The organism is Streptomyces sp. NPDC055632, assembly GCF_053618675.1.
On sequence record NZ_JBSHHY010000006.1, the window covers coordinates 219,593 to 238,091 of the forward strand.

The 18,499-nt window shown below is 75.7% G+C and carries 14 protein-coding genes; 4 read left to right on the top strand and 10 right to left on the bottom strand.

Annotated elements, in window-relative coordinates; translation table 11 throughout:
- Positions 1-7: 7 nt before the first annotated feature.
- The 4 genes from ACWGSR_RS11705 to ACWGSR_RS11720 all read right to left on the bottom strand — a co-directional run bounded on the left by ACWGSR_RS11705 (position 8) and on the right by ACWGSR_RS11720 (position 7,019).
- On the bottom strand, positions 8-2,824 hold the full coding sequence (locus tag ACWGSR_RS11705) for a SpoIIE family protein phosphatase (RefSeq protein ID WP_453565668.1): 2,817 nt from the start codon (positions 2,822-2,824) through the stop codon (positions 8-10).
- Positions 2,821-4,887: a SpoIIE family protein phosphatase gene (locus ACWGSR_RS11710; protein WP_376239610.1), complete on the bottom strand. Its 2,067-nt coding sequence runs from the start codon at positions 4,885-4,887 to the stop codon at positions 2,821-2,823. Before ACWGSR_RS11710 ends, ACWGSR_RS11705 begins: the two co-directional genes overlap by 4 nt.
- A 64-nt stretch (positions 4,888-4,951) precedes the next feature.
- Positions 4,952-5,338, bottom strand: coding sequence for a hypothetical protein (locus tag ACWGSR_RS11715; protein WP_376239673.1), 387 nt, complete (start codon positions 5,336-5,338; stop codon positions 4,952-4,954).
- Positions 5,339-5,570: 232 nt separating this feature from the next.
- Positions 5,571-7,019 carry a peptidoglycan D,D-transpeptidase FtsI family protein gene (locus tag ACWGSR_RS11720; RefSeq protein WP_453565670.1) on the bottom strand — a complete coding sequence of 483 codons (1,449 nt, stop codon included), beginning with the start codon at positions 7,017-7,019 and terminating at the stop codon, positions 5,571-5,573.
- A 207-nt stretch (positions 7,020-7,226) separates the two neighbouring features.
- Between ACWGSR_RS11720 and ACWGSR_RS11725 the strand changes: the two genes are divergently transcribed.
- Positions 7,227-7,547 carry a hypothetical protein gene (locus ACWGSR_RS11725; RefSeq protein ID WP_376239604.1) on the top strand — a complete coding sequence of 107 codons (321 nt, stop codon included), beginning with the start codon at positions 7,227-7,229 and terminating at the stop codon, positions 7,545-7,547.
- 250 nt (positions 7,548-7,797) lie between these two features.
- On the opposite strand, the gene ACWGSR_RS11730 is transcribed toward ACWGSR_RS11725, so the two are convergent.
- From ACWGSR_RS11730 to ACWGSR_RS11750, 5 genes are all read right to left on the bottom strand, one after another.
- A complete protein-coding gene (locus ACWGSR_RS11730; RefSeq protein ID WP_453565798.1) occupies positions 7,798-8,445 on the bottom strand; it encodes a response regulator transcription factor in 648 nt (215 codons plus the stop codon).
- Between the two features lie 68 nt (positions 8,446-8,513).
- Positions 8,514-9,752: a sensor histidine kinase gene (locus tag ACWGSR_RS11735; RefSeq protein ID WP_453565672.1), complete on the bottom strand. Its 1,239-nt coding sequence runs from the start codon at positions 9,750-9,752 to the stop codon at positions 8,514-8,516.
- Positions 9,749-10,738 (bottom strand): hypothetical protein, encoded by a 990-nt coding sequence (locus ACWGSR_RS11740; protein WP_453565674.1) that lies wholly within the window; start codon positions 10,736-10,738, stop codon positions 9,749-9,751. Before ACWGSR_RS11740 ends, ACWGSR_RS11735 begins: the two co-directional genes overlap by 4 nt.
- Positions 10,739-10,867: 129 nt before the next feature.
- Entirely contained in the window at positions 10,868-13,054 is a 2,187-nt protein-coding gene (helR, locus tag ACWGSR_RS11745; RefSeq protein ID WP_453565677.1) for an RNA polymerase recycling motor ATPase HelR, read from the bottom strand.
- Between the two features lie 153 nt (positions 13,055-13,207).
- Complete coding sequence (locus tag ACWGSR_RS11750; RefSeq protein ID WP_453565679.1) at positions 13,208-14,833, bottom strand: MFS transporter; 1,626 nt, start codon at positions 14,831-14,833, stop codon at positions 13,208-13,210.
- Between ACWGSR_RS11750 and ACWGSR_RS11755 the strand changes: the two genes are divergently transcribed.
- The 3 genes from ACWGSR_RS11755 (at position 14,760) to ACWGSR_RS11765 (ending at position 17,830) form a co-directional block, all read left to right on the top strand.
- On the top strand, positions 14,760-15,773 hold the full coding sequence (locus ACWGSR_RS11755; RefSeq protein ID WP_453565682.1) for a GlxA family transcriptional regulator: 1,014 nt from the start codon (positions 14,760-14,762) through the stop codon (positions 15,771-15,773). The genes ACWGSR_RS11750 and ACWGSR_RS11755 overlap by 74 nt on opposite strands.
- 74 nt (positions 15,774-15,847) lie before the next feature.
- Positions 15,848-16,552 carry a DsbA family oxidoreductase gene (locus tag ACWGSR_RS11760; protein ID WP_376239589.1) on the top strand — a complete coding sequence of 235 codons (705 nt, stop codon included), beginning with the start codon at positions 15,848-15,850 and terminating at the stop codon, positions 16,550-16,552.
- A 219-nt stretch (positions 16,553-16,771) separates the two neighbouring features.
- Positions 16,772-17,830, top strand: coding sequence for an aminotransferase class V-fold PLP-dependent enzyme (locus tag ACWGSR_RS11765; protein ID WP_453565685.1), 1,059 nt, complete (start codon positions 16,772-16,774; stop codon positions 17,828-17,830).
- A gap of 47 nt (positions 17,831-17,877) precedes the next feature.
- Here the strand turns inward: ACWGSR_RS11765 and ACWGSR_RS11770 are convergent, their stop codons facing one another.
- Positions 17,878-18,387, bottom strand: a complete 510-nt coding sequence (locus ACWGSR_RS11770; RefSeq protein WP_383329829.1) for a MarR family winged helix-turn-helix transcriptional regulator — start codon at positions 18,385-18,387, stop codon at positions 17,878-17,880.
- Positions 18,388-18,499: the final 112 nt, after the last annotated feature.

The following is an 18,499-nucleotide window of genomic DNA, read 5'->3' on the forward strand; positions in this document are numbered from 1 at the left end:
CCGGGCCTCACCAGGCCAGGTCCTCCAGCGCGTCCAGGTCCGGCACCGCCGCCTCCGCCGGCTCGGAGCCGCCCGCGCCCGCCCGCAGCTCGGCCCAGATCGTCTTGCCGCGCCGCCCGTACCGCGTGCCCCAGCGCTCCGCGTACTGCGCGACCAGATAGAGCCCGCGCCCGCCCTCGTCCGTCGCCGCCGCGTGCCGCAGGTGCGGCGAGGTGCTGCTGCCGTCCGAGACCTCGCAGATCAGCGTCCGGTCGTGGAGCAGCCGCACGCGCACCGGATCCGCGCCGTACCGCACCGCGTTCGTGATCAGCTCGCTGAGGATCAGCTCCGCCGAGAACGCGAGCCCGTCGAGCCCCCACTCCGACAGCTTCGCCGCCGCCGCGTTCCGCACCGGCGACACCGCCGACGGGTCCCGCGCCACCTCCCACTCGGCGATCCGCTCCCGGTCGAGCAGCCGGGTCCGCGCCACGAGCAGCGCGATGTCGTCGCGCGGGGAGGGCGGGAGGAGCGCCGTCAGGACGTCCGCGCAGGTCTGCTCCGGAGTCCGGTCCGGGCGGGTGAGCGTGGACCGCAGCAGCCCGAGCCCCGTGTCGAAGTCCCGCCCGTGGTCCTCCAGGAGGCCGTCGGTGAAGAGCACCAGCTTGCTCCCCTCCGGCAGCCGCAGCTCCGTCGACGCGAACGGCGCCTCGCCCAGACCGAGCCCGAGCGGCAGCCCCGGTGACAGCTCGGGGAACTCCACCCGCCCGTCGGGGGCCACCAGGGCGGGCCCCGGGTGGCCCGCGCTCGCCACCGTGCACAGCCCGGACGCCGGATCGTAGATCGCGTACAGACAGGTCGCGCCGGTGATCCCCTCGTCGCGCCGCCGCCCCTCCCCGTCCACCCCCTCCGACTCCCGGGAGTCGATCCGGCCCGTCAGCTCGTCGAGGTGGCCGAGGAGCTCGTCCGGCGGCACGTCCAGGGTCGAGAAGTTGTGCACCGCCGTCCGCAGCCGCCCCATGGCCGCCGCCGCGTGCAGCCCGTGCCCCACCACGTCCCCCACCACGAGCGCCACCCGCGCCCCCGGCAGCGGGATCACGTCGAACCAGTCGCCGCCCACCCCGGCCTTCGCCGGGAGGTAGCGGTACGCGACCTCCACCGCGCTCTGCTCCGGCAGCACCCGGGGCAGCAGGCTCCGCTGGAGCGACACCGCCATCGCGTGCTCCCGGGTGAACCGGCGCGCGTTGTCGATCGCGACCGCCGCCCGCGCCGCCAGCTCCTCCGCGAACGACAGGTCCTCCTCCCCGAACGGCTCCTGGGTGTCCGCCCGCCAGAAGTTCGCCATCCCGAGGACCACCCCGCGGGCCAGCAGCGGCACCGTGAGCAGCGAGTGCATCCCGTACGCGAGGGCCTGCGCCGCCCCCTCCGGATCCTGCGCCCGCCAGCCCTCCGCCGCCGCCAGCTCCGGCTGCACCACCGCGTGCCCCGAGGCCAGCGCCATGGCCATCGGGGTGCTGGGCACGTCGAAGCGGACGGTGTCCCCGACCGGCTGGAGCGGCCGGTCCGTCCGCAGCCCGCTCAGCGCCGTCCGCTGCATCTCCGCCGGCGCCGCCGCCGTCTCCACGATCTCGGACGGCTCCTCCCCGCGCAGCACCGGCTCCAGGAGCTCCACCGTGGCGAAGTCCGCGAACCGCGGCACCGCCACCTCCGCCAGCTCCTCCGCCGTCCGTACGACCTCCAGGGTCGTCCCGATCCTGACCCCCGCCTCGTACAGCAGCTGGAGCCGGCCCCGGGCCAGCGCCGCCCGGCCGGACAGCGCCGCCAGCTCGGTGGTGTCCCGCATCGTCATCACGCAGCCGGACTCGGAGCCGTGCGGCAGCGTGGGCCGCACGCTCACCGCGAGCAGCCGGTCGCCCGCCCGGTGCACCTCGTCGGTCGCCGCCTCCCCCGACTCCAGGAGCTCGACCGTGCGCGGGTCGAGGCCCAGCTCCGAGACGTGCCGCCGCTCGGCCTCCGGCCCGAGGCCGAGCAGCCGGCGCGCCTCGTCGTTGGCCAGCAGCAGCCGGTGGTCGGAGTCGATGATCAGGACGCCCTCCCGGACGGCGTGCAGCACCGCCTCGTGGTGCTCCTTCATCCGGGTCATCTCGGCCGGCCCCAGGCCGTGCGTCTGCCGCCGCAGCCGCCGGCTCACCAGGGCCGCCCCGCCCACCGCCACCAGGAGCGCGCCGCCCGCCGCCCCGGCGAGCAGCGGCAGCCGGTCCTGGACGGAGTGCGCGATGTTCTCCACCTCGATGCCGCTGGTCACCAGGCCGACGATCTTGCCCCGGTCGTTCACCACGGGGACCACGGCCCGCACCGCGTCGTTCGGCGCGCCCTCGAAGATCTCCGTGTACGACTCGCCGTCCACCGTCGCCCGCGTGAGGTCGCCGACCGCCCGGCGGCCGATCAGGTCCGGCTGCGAGTCGGTGTACCGCATCCCGTCGGGGCCCAGGATCGCGATGAAGTCGAGCCGCGTGGCCCGCCGGATCGCCTCCGCCTCGTCCTGGAGCCGCGCCGTCGGATCGGGCGAGGCCAGCGCCTCGTCGATGCCCGGGGCGTTCGCGAGCGCCTCCGCGACCGCGAGCGAGCGGGCCCGGGCGTCCCGCTCGGTGTCCCGCCGTTCCTGGTAGAACGTGACGAACGCCGCCGCCACGATCACCAGGATCGCGATCAGCGCCTCCAGGGCGAAGACCTGCCCGGCGACGCTCCGCAGACCGGTCTCGCGCCGCCTCCCCCGCTCCCGCCGGACCCGCTTCCGCCCCCGGCCGGTGGCGGGCCCCGGGCCGTCCCGCCGCCTCCGCGCGGTCATCCCGTGCTCCGGGCGATCAGGAGCGCCACGTCGTCCGGCGCGCCCGGCCGGCGCAGCGCCCGCAGCAGCAGGTCGCAGGTCTCCTCCAGGGGCCCGCGCGCCTCGTCCAGCAGGCCCACGAGCAGCGCGAGCCGCTCGTCGATCGCCTCGTCGCGGGTCTCGATCAGACCGTCCGTGTAGAGCACCAGGCGGTCACCGGGCCGGAACGGCACCCGGGTCGTCCGGAAGGTGCCGCCGCCCACCCCCAGCGGCACCCCGGTCGAGAGCCGCACCAGCTCGGCCGGACCGTCCACCGGGACCCGCACGGGCGGCAGGTGGCCCGCGTTCGCGATCCGGCACCGCTGCCTGACCGGGTCGTGCACGGCGAAGAGACAGGTCGCGATGTAGTGCTCCAGGCCCTCCGTGATCCGGTCCAGGTGCCGCAGGACCTGCGTCGGGGACAGGTCGAGGTCCGCGAACGCGCAGGTCGCCGTCCGCAGCCGGCCCATCGTCGCCGCCGCGTCGATCCCGCTGCCCATCACGTCCCCGACGACCAGCGCCGTCTTGTCGTCGGGCAGCGGGATCACGTCGTACCAGTCCCCGCCGACCTCGCTCGACGCCTGCGCCGGCTGGTAGCGGGCCGCGACCTCCAGGCCCGCCCGCGCCGGCGGCGCCCCCGGCAGCAGACTGCGCTGGAGCGTCACCGCCGAGTTCCGCACGCTCTGGTACCAGCGCGCGTTGTCGATGCTCACCGCCGCCCGGGCCGCCAGCTCCGTCGCGAGCAGCACGTCGTCCCCGTCGAACGGCAGCGCGTTGCGGTCCCGCTTCATGTCGAGCGCGCCGAGCACCTCGCCGCGCGCGATCAGCGGCACCGCCAGGTACGAGTGGACCCCGGCCCTGGCCAGCATCTCCGCCGCCTCCGGGCTCCGCGCGATCCGGGACAGGTCGCCGGGGCCGACCTTCTCCACCAGGACCGGCAGACCCGTGTGCACGCACCGGGTGACCAGCCGGTCCGCCCCGTACATCGCGACCGAACCCGGCGGGTCGGCGGCCGGCAGTGCCTCCGTGGGTCCCGCCGCCTTCACCGCGAGCGCGCGGAACAGCGCGGGCCCCTCGTCCGGCGCGCCCGGCCTGCGCAGCGCCAGGACGGAGTCCAGGACGTCGACGGCGGCGATGTCCGCGAGCGCCGGCACCACGACCGAGGCCAGCTCGTCGGCGGTCCGCTCCACCTCCAGGGTGGTGCCGACCCGGGCCGAGGCGTCCGCGATGAGCGCGAGCCGCCGCCGGGACCGGTCCGCCTCCGCGTCCGCCCGGTGCCGCTCGGTCACGTCGATCACCGACGCCGCCACGCCCAGGACCCGCCCCTCGCCCCCCTCCAGGCGGTAGAAGGACACCGACCAGACGTGGTCGCGGTCCGGGTCGGCGGGGGTCCGGCCCACCGTGGAGTGGTCGAGCAGCGGCTCGCCCGACGCCAGGACCGTCCGCAGCACCTCCTCCACCCCCGGCGCGTCGATCCCCGGCAGCATGTCGGAGATCCGCCGCCCGGTGTGCAGCGCGGCCGGGATGCCGTTGATCCGCTCCAGGGCCGGGTTCACCAGGACGAAGCGCAGCGCGGTGTCGAAGACGGCGAGGCCGATCGGGGACTGGGAGACCAGCCGGTCGGAGAGGGCCAGCTCGGCCTCGACCCGCTCGACGACGGAGCGGTCGGCGGCGATGCCCAGGGCGTAGAGCCCGCCCAGGTCGTCGGTGAGCCGCATGTTGCGGAACTCCACCTGCCGGGTGGAGCCGTCCTTGTGCCGTACGGGGAAGGTGCCCGACCAGGTCGTGCCGGCGGCGAGCACCTCGCCGAAGAGGCGCATCGCCTCCTCCCGGTGGTCCTCGCCGACGATCAGCCGGGCCACGTACCGGCCGAGGGCCTCCTCGGCGCGGAAGCCGAAGAGGCTCTCCGCCTGCGGGCTCCACAGCACGATGCGGCCGCGCGCGTCCACCACGATGGCCGCGACCCCGAGCACGTCGAGCAGCCCCTTGCCGTCCAGGGGCACCCCGACCCGCCCCGCCGTCCCAGGGAAGGAACCGGCCGTCACCCTGCCTCCTCCCGCCGCGCCCGCGCTTTTCCTCCATGCTCCCCGCCCGGAGGCCGCGCCGCACCTAGGAGACGTCCACGGCCTTCCGCTTCTCGTACCGCAGCGCCGCCCCGGTCACGAGCGCGCCGACCCCTTCCCACAGGCCCACGCCCAGGAAGCCGGCCGGGGCGCGGCCGGTGGCGACGGCGAGGGTGAAGACCGCGCAGGTGAGGAGGCGGAAGGGGACCGTCCAGCGGAAGAACGCCTTCCAGTCGGCGAGCGCGGCCAGGACGTAGTAGACGCCCATGTTGAGCGCGGCCATCGAGGAGGCCGTCAGGAAGACCAGGGTGTGGTCGCCGTCCGCGCGCCCGCCGTCGGGCACCGGCTCGAAGCCCATGACCGTGAGCAGGGCGTCCGGGGCGACCAGGCCCACCACGCCGAGCGCGGCGGCGAGCACGCCGAAGACCGCCATGGTCCAGCCGGACAGGGAACGGGGCAGACGCACGGCGGTCCTCCGCGAGAGGGGAGCAAGGGGTACGGATCGAATGTGTGCTCGGATGTGAGCGCGCCCCTGCATATCGCGTGACGGGGCCCGACGGCCAATCGGGCCCCGCCCTGCGTCACTTCGGCGCCGCCACCGTCACGCCGCCGCCGTCCCCGCCGTCACGCCGACGCCGCCGTCACGTCACCGGCCCCGCCCCCCGTCACTTCAGCGCCGCCGCCATCATCCTCTGCGCCACCGGCGCCGCCAGGCCGTTGCCGCTGACCTCGGAGCGGGCCGCGCCCGAGTCCTCGATCATCACCGCGACGGCGACCTGCTTCCCGGTCGAGGGGTCCTTAGCGTACGAGGTGAACCAGGCGTACGGCGTCTTGCTGTTGTTCTCGCCGTGCTGCGCGGTGCCCGTCTTGCCGCCGACCTCCGCCCCGGCGACCGCCGCGTTCGTGCCGGTGCCCCGCTCCACCACGGTCACCATCGCGCTCCGCAGCTGCTCCGCCGTCGCGGAGGAGACGATCCGCCGGGTGTCGCCGTCCTCGAACGAGGTCAGCGCGTCGCCGTCGGAGTCGACGACCTCCGACACCATGTGCGGGGCCGCGAGGAGGCCGTCGTTGGCGATCGCCGCCGACACCATGGCCATCTGGAGCGGGGTGGCCGTCACGTCGAACTGGCCGATGCCGCTGAGCGCCGTCTGCGCCGGGTCCGTCTTCGACGGGTACACGCTCGTGTACGCCCGGACCGGCACGTCGAGGCCGGCGTCGTTGAAGCCGAACCTCTCCGCCATGGCCCGCACCTTGTCCTGCCCCAGGTCGGCGGCCATCTTGCCGAAGACGTTGTTGCAGGAGTACCGCAGCGCGGTGCGGATCGTCGCGTTCTCGCAGGGCGCCGAGGCGTTCTCGTTCCTCAGCACGGTCCGGGTGTGCGGCAGCGTGTACGGGTCGGGGCTCTCCGTCGCCGTGTCCACCGAGCGGTAGAGGCCGTCCTCCAGGGCCGCCGCCGCGACGACCAGCTTGAAGGTGGAGCCCGGCGGCAGCGGCTGCCGCAGCGCCCGGTTGACCAGCGGCTTGTCCGCGTCGCCGGTCAGCTCCTGCCAGGCCGCGCCGTCGTCCGTCCCGGAGATCCTCGACGGGTCGTAGGACGGCGTGGAGGCCAGGGCGAGGATCCGGCCGCTCACCGGGTCGACGGCGACGGCCGCGCCCTTCTTGTTCCCGAGCGCACGGTAGGCGGCCTTCTGCACGGCGGGGTCGATCGTGGTGAGGACCGTGCCCGGCTCCTGCTGCTCCCGGGTCACCGCGTCCAGCGGGTTCTTCAGCCGGTCGTCGGTGCCGTCGAGGACGTCGGCGTAGATGCCCTCCAGCTGGGTGGCGCCGTAGGCCTGCGAGCTGTAGCCGGTGACGGCCGCGTACAGCTCGCCGTCCGTGTAGGTCCGCCGGTACTCCAGGTCCGTCCCCTCCGTCCTCTCCGAGCCGGTGACCGGGGAGCCGGCCACGACGATGTTCCCGAGCGGCTGCGCGTACTGCGCGATCGTCTTCCGCCGGTTCTTCTGGTCGTCCGCGAGCGCCTGGGCCTCGTACGCCTGCACCCACGTGGCCCGGCCCAGGAGGGCGAGCACCAGGAGCAGCACGAAGACCGAGGTGTGCCTGATCGTCTTGTTCATCGCACTTGTCGGGACGAACGGAACGGCGGCGGGCGTTCCGGGTGCGTCCCGTTTCTCAGTGAACCTTCATGTCCGGATCCGTTCGGTCTGCTGTGCGATCATGCGGAGGCCCCGGGGGAGGGGCCACGAGCGCGTGGAGAACCACGGGGAACGGGAGGGGCCGGACGTGGGCGAGGAACGGGACGGGTCGCCGCCGACGTCACGTACGTGTACCCGGTCGCCCCGGCCGGCGGCGGCGACGAGGTCGTGCGCGTGATCGTGCGGCGCGAGACCGTGGTGAGCTGGGACGACCCGGCGAAGGTGGTCACGAAGGAGGGGACCCTCACCCTCCTGTCGTACAAGCTCGACATGACCAACGGCGGCTGCGGCGAGCCCACCGGCCACTTCCGGCCGGAGTTCGGCGGGGGAGCGGTGGACACCGACCCGGACGGCCGGAAGGTCGACCCCTACGACCGCACGGCACCGCTGGGCGGAGGCGAGGGCGGCGCCGGGAGCGGGGACGGCTGCGCGACGGCCACCCGGTCCTAGGGGGTGGCTCGTCGATCATGCCGGGCTCGCGGTGTCCGGTGCCGCACCTCGCCGCGTTGTCGTCGGTCGCCGACTCCCCCGTAGCCCTTCGGGCACGGGAGGCACCCCCACCGCGTCGCCTCCCTCCTCCGCCTTGCGATGCTTCCCCCAGGCCCTTGCGGGCCTGGGGAGACCCCATGCACCGGACACCGCTCCCCGATCCGGCCCGATCGACGAGCCACCCCCTGGCGGATCCCCCCGGGGGCCGGGCTCACCCCGCCCCCACGAACCCCGACTCGTACGCCAGGATCACCGCCTGGGTGCGGTCCCGGGCGCCCAGCTTCGCCAGGACCGCCGCCACGTGCGTCTTGACCGTGGCCGGGCCGACGCCCATCCGGGCGGCGATCTCCGCGTTCGTCAGGCCCGTCGCCACCAGGCGCAGCACCTCCGCCTCCCGCTCGGTGAGCCGCGCCGCCCAGGGCGGGGCCGCCGGGGGCCTGCGGCGGGCGTGCTCGGCGGCCAGACCGCGCACCGCCGCCGGATAGAGCAGCGAGTCGCTCCGCGCGACCAGCCGGACCGCGCTCACCAGCTCCTCCGCCCCCGCCCGCTTCAGGAGGAAGCCGGCCGCGCCCACGCGCAGCGCGTCGTACACGTAGGAGTCGTTCTCGAAGGTGGTCACCACCACGATCCGGGGCGGCTCCGCCATCCCCGCGAGGATCCGCTCGGTGGCCCGGATGCCGTCGACCTCCGGCATCCGCACGTCCATGAGGACCACGTCGGGGCGCGCCGCCCGCACCACGGACACGGCCTCGGCGCCGGTGGCGGCCTCCCCGACGACCTCAAGACCGGGCTCCGCCTCCAGGATGACCCGCAGGGCCGTCCGCACCATCCGCTCGTCGTCGGCGAGAACGATCCGCACGGTCTGCCGGGCCGCCGCCCGTCCGGCCTCCGTGTCGTCCACGCCCTCCCGCCCCGCCTCCCCCGCGCTCACCGGGGGATCCTCACCGCGAGGCGCCACACGCCGTCCGCCGGGCCCGCGTCGGCGGTGCCGCCGAGGCGCCGGGCCCGCTCCGCCATGCCGGGCAGCCCGCGTCCGCCGTGCGGGCGTGCGGCCGGGGGCCGCTCGGGCAGGGGGTTCTCCACGACGATCTCCAACTCCTCGGCACGGGCGTCGAGCCGTACGGTGACGGGCGCGCCGCCCGCGTGCCGGGCCGCGTTCGTCAGGCCCTCCTGGACGATCCGGTACGCCTCCCGCGACACCGACTCCGGTACGGGTTCCAGGGGCCCGGCCACGGTCAGCGCCACCCGCGGCCCCGCCCCGCGCACCAGCGCCTCCAGGGCGTCGAGCCCCGGGCCCACGCCCTCCACGGCCTCCTCGCCGCGCCGCAGCAGGCCGAGGGCCCGGTCCAGCTCGCCGACCGTGCGCCGGGTGGTCTCCTCGATCGCGGTCAGCGCCTCCCGCACGAACTCCAGGTCGGGCCCCTCGCCGTTCAGCACCCGGCGGGCCGCGCCCGCCTGGAGGGTGACCGCGCTCAGCGCGTGGCCGACCGAGTCGTGCAGCTCCCGGGCCAGCCGGTTGCGGGACTCCGCCTCCGCCGCGCGCCGCTCGGCCGCCGCGAGCCGGTCCGCCGGGCCCGGCCCGAGCAGCCGGGGCGCCCGCCGGGCGAGCAGGGCCCCGGTCGTGGCGGCGGTGCCCGCCAGGGCGAGCAGCATGAGCAGGGCCGCCGGAACCGCCGCCCAGGTCCACGGGAACCCGTCGAGCCCCCAGTACCGGACCGGTTCGGACGCCCGGAGCGACGGCGAGAACGGCAGCGCCGCCACCGTCGCCGCGAACGGCGGCAGGGCCAGGCTCGCGCCGCTGACCAGGGCTCCGGTGCCCAGGTGCAGGGTGAACCAGCCCGCCGTCCGCACCCTGGCCTCCCAGCCGCGCGCCGGGCCGTCCGCGAACAGACCGGCCGGCACCCCGCACAGCGTCCGGGCCGCCGCCACCGACATCGGCCGGGCCGGCGGGAAGAGCGCGGTCGCGGCCGCGAGCGGCAGCCCCACCGCGTACGCCCCGAACGTCACCGGGAGGTCGCCGGTGAACATCCCGCCCCCGCCCAGGAACAGGGCCATGACCACGGTGCCGACCATCCAGTACGGCATGAACAGCGCGCCGCCCAGGATCAGGTGCAGCCAGCGCAGCCTGGCCCGCTGTCCGAGGAGGGCCCCCGCCCACCGCCTCACGTCCCGGCGCTCCGCCGCCGCAGGAGGACGGCCGCGCACGCGGCCAGGAGGACACCGGTGATCATGTCGCCAGCGTAGGACAGCCGGGTGAGGGCGGTGACCCGCTCGGCGGGATCCGCCACAGGGAGCAGCGAGACGAGCGCCATGTAGGCGCCCCAGCAGCCGGCGGCGGCCGGCGCGACCCAGGCGGCGGCGAGCACGGGACGGACCCGGAGCCGGGCGGGCCGGCCCAGGACGAGCAGGAGGACGGCGACCGCGGCGACGGCGGTGAAGCCGAACCGCTGGACCTCCAGGACGTGGAAGTCGGCGTCCCGCTCGGCGGCCTGGCGGGCGGTCAGGCCCGTCGTGGCGCCCGCCGCCCACATCAGGTGGAGGGAGGCGGGCACGAGGGCGAGCACCGCGCCGGCCACGGCGGCGGCCCGCACCCGCGGGCCGGCGGGCAGCTCACCGAGGCGGCCCCGCCACAGCCGGCCCCAGCGGTCCCGGGCGTACAGGAAGGACAGGGCGCCGAGGGCCAGGCCCTGGAGGATGAAGCCGCCGTACACCACGGCGAACACCCAGGGTTCCAGGAAGGGTTCGGCGGGCGCGGCGGCCTTCTCGTCGCCGGTGACGAGGGCGGTCAGGAGCTGTGCCGGGTAGCCGGTCATGATCGGGGCGAGCAGCCCGGTCGCCGCCCACAGCGGCGGCACGAGGAGCCGTGCGGGCACCCGGCGCCCCCAGCCCTGGGTGAGCAGCAGGGCGAGGACGACGACGCACAGGTCCGCGACCACCGAGACCGCGTTGGCGACCACCATCGTCCCGGGGTGCTCCAGGAGCGCGCTGCCGGCCGGGATGCCGAGTTCACCGCCCGCCACCCAGACGCACTTGAGCGAGACGTACGGGAGGCAGGCGGCGATCGCGAGGCCGCGCAGCCACCGGCGGGCGGCGCTCGGACGGGCGTCGGCGGCGGCGGGCGCCGGAGCGGGGAGGCGTACGGTCGGTGTCATGCCCCCACGCTCCCGCGCGGACCCCGTACGCCACCTCCTCCCGCCCGGCGGACCGCCTCCGCCGCACGGGGGAGACGGCCTCCTCCGGTACGGGGACCGCACCCTCGTACGTGAGGAGCCCCGCCCGCGTCAGGCGCTCCTCAGGACCACCAGGCTCCGCGTCGCCCGGGTCATCGCGACGTACCGGTCCACCGCCCCCGCGACGCCACCGCCGAACGCCTCCGGGTCGACGAGGACGACCAGGTCGAACTCCAGGCCCTTCGCGAGGGACGGGGTCAGGGAGCGGACGCGGGGCCGCTCGCGGAACGAGGGGTCGCCGATGACGCAGGCGGTCCCCTCCGCGTGCTCCGCGAGCCAGGCGTCCAGGACCGCGTCCCGGTCCCCGGCCGGCCCGTACGCGACGGGGACGCCGCCGCGGCGGACGGACACCGGCACGTTGGCGTCCGGGAGCGCGGCCCTGACGACCGGCTCCGCCTCCGCCATGATCTCCTCCGGCGTCCGGTAGTTGACGGACAGGGAGGCCACCTCGATCCGGTCGATCCCGACCCGCTCCAGACGCTCCCGCCACGACTCGGTGAACCCGTGCCGGGCCTGGGCGCGGTCCCCGACGATCGTGAGGCTCCGCGACGGGCAGCGCGCGAGCAGCATCCGCCACTCCGCGTCGGTCAGCTCCTGCGCCTCGTCCACCACGATGTGCGCGAAGGGACCGGCCAGCGGGTCCGGCGCGGCGGCGGGCAGCGCGCCCTCGTCGATCAGGCTCTCCTGGAGGTCGCGCCCGCGCAGCATCCCCATCGCGCCCTCGCTCTCGTCGATCACCACGTTCTCCAGCAGGCTCGCGGTGACCTCGGCCCGGCGGGCGCGCTCGGCGGCGACGGCGGCCTCCCGCCGGCGCCCGAGCCGCGTCGCCTCCGGGTCGCCGAGCCGCCGGCGGGCCGCGTCCAGGAGCGGCAGGTCGGACACCGTCCACGCGTGCGCGTCCGCGTCCGCGCGCCGCAGCCGCCGCACCTCGTCCGGGCCGAGCCAGGGCGCGCACAGGCGCAGATAGGCGGGGACCGTCCACAGGTCCCCGACCAGGTCGGCCGCCTCGATCAGCGGCCACGCGCCGTGGAGCGCGGCCGTCAGCTCCCGGTCCCCGCGCAGCGACGCCCGGAACTCGTCCTCGGGGACCTCGGCGCCGAGCCCGTCCCGCAGGATCTCGGCCAGCTCCTCCCAGATCTGCTCGCGCGCCTCGTTGTGCGGGGTCCCCGCCTCCGGCGCCTCGAACGCCCGCGCCCAGTCGCGGGCGGTCAGCCGGACCTCGCCCCACGGGGTCGTGACCGTCGTCGCCTCCGCCGGAGGCGTCTCGTAGAACCGGACGGCCGTCTCGATCGCCCCCACCATGTCCGCCGAGGACTTCAGGGCGGCCGCCTCCGGATCGTCCTCGGCCACCGCCCCCGCCCCCTCCGCGACGAGGTCCCGCGGCGTGCAGGTCCGCACCCCCTCCTCGCCGAGACCGGGCAGGACGTCGGAGACGTAGTCCAGATACGGCTGGTGCGGCCCGACGAACAGCACGCCGCCCCCGCGGCGCCCGAGGCGCGGATCCGCGTACAGGAGGTAGGCGGCGCGGTGCAGGGCGACGACGGTCTTGCCGGTGCCCGGGCCGCCGTCCACGACGAGCGCGCCCCTGGAGCCGGCCCGGACGACGGCGTCCTGGTCGGCCTGGATGGTGCCGAGCACGTCCCGCATCCGGGCCGACCGGGTGCCGCCCAGGCTCGCGACGAACGCCGACTGGTCGTCGAGCGCCGCGTGCCCCTCCAGGCCCTCGGCGGTGAACACCTCGTCCCAGTAGTCGTTGATCCGGCCGCCGGTCCAGCGGTACCGGCGGCGGCTGGCGAGCCCCATCGGGTTGCCGTGGGTCGCCCCGAAGAACGGCTCGGCGGCCGGGGAGCGCCAGTCGATCAGCAGGCGGCGGCCGGTGTCGTCGGTGAGCCCGAGCCGCCCGACGTACACCGGCTCGGAACCGTCCGCGCCGACGACCCGGCCGAGGCACAGGTCGAGGCCGAAGCGGCGCAGGGTCCGCAGGCGCGCGGTCAGCCGGTGGATCTCGGCGTCCCGCTCCATCGCCTCGCGCCCGATGCCGCCGGGCGCCCTCCGCAGGACGTCGAGCCGCCCGGACAGTTCGGCGACGGACCGCTCCAGGCTCTCCGCGACGGCGGCGAAGTGCCGCTCGTCGGCGGCGATCAGCGCCGGGTCGGCCTTGGCGGAGAGCCGGTCGGGAAGGTCGAACGCGCTGGTCGCGGCGGCGGGGCGGAGAGGGACGGAGGAAGAGGTGGGCACGTGGTGGGTCTCCCGTTTCGCAGTGTCTGACCTGGGTCTTTTCCGGGCAGGTCGGCGATTCTGCGGCACGGAGGGGGCCTTGCCGCAAGCCCCCCTGTGCGCTATACGTTGAGAGTGGCGAGGGGAGGGCCCGCTCCCGTACGCGCCATCTCCTCAGGCCCGGCGGCGCGGAAGCCGCAGCGAGGCCAGTCCCGTCAGGGTCAGGAACCCGGCGCTGATCAGCAGGCTCGTGCCCAGCGCCGACGTCACGGACCGGCCCGCCAGCGAACCGAAGACCGCTATCGCCAGCGCCCCCGCCGTCTGCCGGACCGCGTTCAGGAGCCCCGCCGCCGTCCCCGCCCGCTCCGCCGGAACGGCCTCCAGCATCGCGGCGATCAGCGGCGGCAGCGAGAACCCCGCCCCGAGGGCCAGCGGCACCAGGAGCAGGGCCTGCACCGGCAGCGGGGTCCCCGCGTCCACGGCGAGCAGCCCGAGGAGCCCGGCCACCGCGACCGCCTGGCCCACGACGATCGGCAGCCGCGCCCCGTACCGCGCCGCCGCCTTCGCCGACAGGACGTTCACCCCGGCGAGCAGCCCCGTCATCGGCAGGAACATCAGCCCCGCGCCGAGCGCCGAGAGCCCGAGGACCTGCTGGAAGAAGAGGCCGAACACGAAGACCATGCCGTAGAAGGCCACGCTGTTGGCCGCGCCCGCCGCCACCGTCACCGCCACCGTCGTGTCCCGGAAGAGCCCGAGCGGCACCACCGGGTCGCGCCGCCGGGCCTCGACCACCAGGAACGCGGCGAAGGAGACCACCGCGGCCCCCAGCGCCCACCACCCCCGCGTGCTGCCCTCGATGGCGGCGAAGGTCAGCGCGCCGAGCGCCGCCGCCGTCAGCTGCCCCGGCAGGTCCAGCGGCGCGGGCCGGCGGGCCGAACGCGCCACCCGGGCGAGCAGGACCAGCGCGGCGAGGCCGAGCGGCAGGTTGACGAAGAAGACGCCGCGCCAGCTCCAGGCCGTCGTCAGCGCCCCGCCCGCGACCGGGCCGAGCGCCACCGCGACCGTCCCGCCCGCCGCCCACAGCGACACCGCGCGGGCCCGCCGCCCCGGATCGCCGTACGCCTCCCGTACGAGCGCGAGGGAGGCCGGCAGCATCACGGCCGCCGCCGCGCCCTGCACCGCCCGGGCCGCGAGCAGCGCGGGGAGGCCGGGGGCGAGGCCGCAGGCGGCCGAGGCGAGCGTGAAGACGACGACCCCGGCGCCGTACGCCCGGCTCGCCCCGATCCGGTCCGCGAGCGCCCCGCTGGACAGCAGCAGCGCGGCGAGGACCAGCGCGTACGAGTCGACCACCCACTGGAGGCCGGTCATGCCGGTCCGCAGGTCGGCGCCGACGGCGGGCAGGGCGACGTTGACGACCGAGGTGTCGAGGGTGACGAGGGCGAATCCGAGCATCGCGGCGGCGAGGGCCGGACCGGGGGAGGGCGGGGGCCCGGGGACGACGGGGGCTCCGGAGACCCCCGGGGTCCCGGGAACGCCAGAGGCTTCGGGAACTCCAGGGATTTCGGGCACGGCAGAGGTTTCGGGCACGACAGGGGTTTCGGGCACGACAGGGGTTTCGGGAACAACAGGGGCTTCGCCACGGACCGTTGAGGACATGACCCCAGCTTCGTGACCTGCGGACCCGTACAGTAGTGGCCCGAATGCCATACGACCGGAGGTTCTGGCCATGCCGACCGCGTCCCGCGTCCGGCGCGTCGCCGTGATCGCCGCCCCGCCCGTCTCGATGTTCAACCTCGCCATCCCGGAGATGCTGTTCGGCAAGGTCGAGATCGACGGCGGACCCGGGTACGAGACGGTCATCTGCACCCCGGACCCCGGGCCCGTCGCCACCACCGGCGGCCTCGACCTGACGGTCCCGCGCGGGCTCGACGCCGTGGCCGGGGCGGACACGGTGGTCCTCGCGGGCAGCGGCTCCTACACCGACCCCGACCCGCGCATCCTCGACGCGCTGCGCGCCGCCGCCGGGGCGGGCAAGCGGATCGCGTCCATCTGCACCGGCGCCTTCGCGCTCGCCGAGGCCGGGCTGCTCGACGGCCGCGCGGCCACGACGTACTGGACGTACCGGCCGCTGCTCGCCGCCCGCCACCCGGCCGTGGACCTCCAGGACGACGTCCTGTACGTGCAGGACGGCCCCGTCCTCACCTCCTCCGGGTACGCGGCGGGCATCGACCTCTGCCTGCACGTCATCCGCACCGACCACGGCGCCGCCGTCGCCAACACCGTCGCCCGGCTCGCCCTCGTCGCACCCGTACGGCCCGGCGGCCAGGCCCAGTTCACCCAGACCCCGCTGCCGCCCGAGCGCGGGGTCTCCTTCGCCGACACGCGCGCGTGGGCGATGGAGCACCTCGACGAGCCGCTCGGCCTCGCCGACCTCGCCCGGCGCGCCGGGGTCTCCGTCCGCACCCTCTCGCGCCGCTTCCACGCCGAGACCGGCGTCAGCCCCCTCCAGTGGCTGCTCCACCAGCGCGTCGAGCGGGCGAAGGAGCTCCTGGAGACCACCACCCTCCCCATGGACCCGCTGGCCTGCGCCTGCGGCCTCGGCACGGCGGACTCCCTGCGCGGCCACCTCCTGCGCCGCACCGGGCTCACCCCGAGCGCCTACCGCGCCGCGTTCAGCCGCCTGCCGGGGAGCGGCGACCACCGGGTGCTCCGGCTCACACCGCCCCCGCACGCGGAATGAAACGGGCCGGTGGGAGCGTTCCCCGCACCGAACACCCCACATCGACCCCCTCGTCACCCCCCGGAGAGAACCCCATGCGCGTCGAGATCTGGAGCGACATCGCCTGCCCCTGGTGCTACATAGGAAAGGCGCGCTTCGAGAAGGGGCTCGCCGCCTTCGCGCACCGCGACGACGTCGAGGTGGTGCACCGCTCCTTCGAGCTCGACCCCGGCCGCCCCAAGGGTGACACGGCCCCCGTCCTGGAGATGCTGGCGAAGAAGTACGGCCGCACCCTCGACGAGGCCCGGGCCATGGAGGCGCACGTCGCCTCCAACGCGCACTCCGAGGGCCTCGGCTACCGCACCGAGGGCCGCGACCACGGCAACACCTTCGACATCCACCGGCTGCTCCACCTCGCCAAGGCGCGCGGCCGGCAGAGCGAGCTCCTGGACCTGGCCTACCGGGCCAACTTCGCCGAGGAGCGCTCCGTCTTCGACGCCGGGACCCTGGTGGCGCTCGGCGTGGAGGCCGGTCTCGACGAGGCCGAGGTCCGCGCCGTCCTCGCCGACGGGACCGCCTACGCCGACGACGTACGGCAGGACGAGCGCGAGGCCGCCGAACTCGGCGCGAACGGCGTGCCGTTCTTCGTCCTCGACCGCCGCTACGGCGTCTCCGGCGGCCAGCCCGCCGAGGTCTTCACCCAGGCCCTCGAACAGGCCTGGCAGGGCCGCGCCCTCCAGCCGCTCGGCGCCGACGCGGAGGCCTGCGGCCCGGACGGCTGCGAGGTCCCGGGAGCCTGAGCCGGTCCCGCCCCGGCCCTGATCGGGGGCCTGAGCCGGTCCCGCCCCGGCCCTGATCGGGGGCCTGAGCCTGTCCCGCCCCGGCCCGGACTTTCGCTCCCGCCGTCTCCGGGCCGGGCCCTCTCGCCCACTCCGACCTGCGGCGATAAGCCGCGCTTGGACGTTCCCCCGGGTGGGAGCGCGATTGACGGGCGATCACCGGGGATCCAGGGTGGGGCCATGGATTCCCTCGACCAGCCCCTCGGCGGCGCCGAGTTCGCGCCCAAGAAGACCTACCTCAACACCTCCACCTGCGGGCTGATGCCCCGCCGGACCGTCGAGGCCGTCACGCTCCTCGCGCGGGAGACCGCCGACGGGCGCCCCGGCGGGTCCGGGAGCTTCGAGATCGTCGACGAGGCCCGGGCGACCTTCGCCCGGCTCGCCGGGGTCGCCCCCGAGCGCGTCGCCGTCGGCAGCTCGGTCGCCGTGCACTGCGGGATGATCGCCCAGTCGCTGCCCGCCGGATCCGAAGTCCTCTTCCCCGAGGGCGACTTCTCCTCCGTCATCACCCCCTTCACGGTCCGCGGCGACCTCAAGGTCCGCTTCGCGCCCCTCGACCGGCTCGCCGCGTCCGTGCGCCCGGAGACCGACCTCGTCGCCCTCTCCGCCGTGCAGTCGTCGGACGGCCGGACGGCCGACCTCGCGGCGGTACGGGAGGCCGCGGCCGCCCACGGCGCCCGCACCCTCCTGGACGCCACCCAGGCGGCGGGCTGGCTGCCGCTGCGCGCGGGGGAGTGGGACTACACGGTCGCGGGCGGCTACAAGTACCTGCTCTGTCCGCGCGGGGCGTCCTTCCTCACCGTCACCGAGGAGGCGCAGGACTCGCTCGTCGCCATCCACGCCAACTGGGTCACCGGCGAGGAGCGCTGGGCCAACAGCTACGGCCCGGTCCGCGAACTCGCCCGCTCCGCGCGCCGGTTCGACGAGCCGATGGCCTTCCTCTCGTACCACGGGGCGGCCCGCTCGCTCGCCCTCCTCGAAGAGGTCGGCATCGAGCGGATCGAGGCCCACGACAAGGGGCTCGCGGTCCGCTTCCGGGCCGGGCTCCGCTCCCTCGGGCACGAGCCGGTCGCGGACGACTCGACGGTCGTCGCCGTCCCGGGCCTCGGGGACCGCGCGGACGCCCTGGAGAGGGCCGGCGTCCTGCTCTCGGCCCGCGCGGGCAACCTGCGGGCCTCCTTCCACCTGTACAACACGACGGCGGACGTGGACCGGGCCCTGGACGTCCTGGCGGGCTGAGACCGGGGGAGGGGGGAGGGGGTCACCCCTCAGCAGACCGTCACCCCTCAGCAGACCGTCGCCCCCGGCGGGCAGTCGCCCGCCTCCTCCGTCTCCTCGCGCAGGTTCTCCGCGACGAGGTCGAGCAGCCGGGCCAGCTCCGCCCCGTCCGCCGGGGAGAGGCCGCCGAGCGAGAGCGACTCCAGGTCCCGCCAGACGTCCTCGACGCCGGTGCGCAGGGCCTGGCCCTTCCCCGTCGCCTCGACCAGGACCGCGCGCCGGTCCGCCGGGTCCGGGCCCCGGCGGACGTGGCCGGACTGCTCCAGCCGCTGGAGCATCTTCGTCACCGTCGACGGGTCCAGGCCCAGGGACTGGATCAGCTCCGACTGCCGGACCGGTCCGCAGTCCCACAGGCGCATCATCATCAGCTCCTGGCCCGGGTAGAGCCCGAGCTCGCGCAGCCGTCGTCCCATGGCGATCCGGTGCATCCGCGCGACCCGCGCCAGGGAGTGGCCGACGGGCCCGCAGCGCGTGGCGGCGAGCGGCGGCTCGGTACAGACGGGGTCGGTTCCTGACACGGGGGCTCCTCGGGACGTCGTCACACAAAGATTACCTTGGTCGGCCAATGAATGGGTTACAGTGGCGTTCGAACCAGATATTTGGCCGACCACACAAGCCAGATAATTGGTC

Excerpts from the sequence above, each read along its gene's own strand:
- ACWGSR_RS11740 (WP_453565674.1), bottom strand. The coding sequence starts at position 10,738 with ATGACACCGACCGTACGCCTCCCCGCTCCGGCGCCCGCCGCCGCCGAC.
- ACWGSR_RS11750 (WP_453565679.1), bottom strand. The coding sequence starts at position 14,833 with ATGGCGAGGTTGAACATCGAGACGGGCGGGGCGGCGATCACGGCGACG.
- ACWGSR_RS11720 (WP_453565670.1), bottom strand. The coding sequence starts at position 7,019 with ATGAACAAGACGATCAGGCACACCTCGGTCTTCGTGCTGCTCCTGGTG.
- ACWGSR_RS11760 (WP_376239589.1), top strand. The coding sequence starts at position 15,848 with ATGCGCGTCGAGATCTGGAGCGACATCGCCTGCCCCTGGTGCTACATA.
- ACWGSR_RS11705 (WP_453565668.1), bottom strand. The coding sequence starts at position 2,824 with ATGACCGCGCGGAGGCGGCGGGACGGCCCGGGGCCCGCCACCGGCCGG.
- ACWGSR_RS11755 (WP_453565682.1), top strand. The coding sequence starts at position 14,760 with ATGCCGACCGCGTCCCGCGTCCGGCGCGTCGCCGTGATCGCCGCCCCG.
- ACWGSR_RS11765 (WP_453565685.1), top strand. The coding sequence starts at position 16,772 with ATGGATTCCCTCGACCAGCCCCTCGGCGGCGCCGAGTTCGCGCCCAAG.
- ACWGSR_RS11715 (WP_376239673.1), bottom strand. The coding sequence starts at position 5,338 with ATGGCGGTCTTCGGCGTGCTCGCCGCCGCGCTCGGCGTGGTGGGCCTG.